Raw genomic sequence first — 206 nt, 5'->3', positions numbered from 1 at the left:
ACGGGGCCGGGCCGTGGCCGCGCAGCTGGCCCCGGCCGGGGCCGAACCGGAGCTGCGCCTCGACGGCGATCTCGTCGTCGTGACGGTGCGGGTCCGGCCGGTCGGGCTGCTCCCGGTCACGATCAGCGGCACCGCGACCGCCGCGGTCGAACCCGGCGTCACGACCGCCGCGGAACGGTCCGGGGCCCGGGCCGCCCGGCCCGGCG

1 pseudogene is annotated in these 206 nt (G+C 81.6%); it reads left to right on the top strand.

Annotated features, from left to right (window positions below):
• Positions 1-13: 13 nt before the first annotated feature.
• Positions 14-206: pseudogene (locus GTW08_RS16405) on the top strand (hypothetical protein); the annotation flags it as partial.

The sequence above is a fragment of the Pseudonocardia sp. SID8383 genome, from assembly GCF_009864975.1.
Classification (GTDB): domain Bacteria; phylum Actinomycetota; class Actinomycetes; order Mycobacteriales; family Pseudonocardiaceae; genus Pseudonocardia; species Pseudonocardia alni.
The sequence above is the reverse complement of the archived record's forward strand: the minus strand, read 5'-3'. Positions and strand labels throughout refer to the sequence as shown.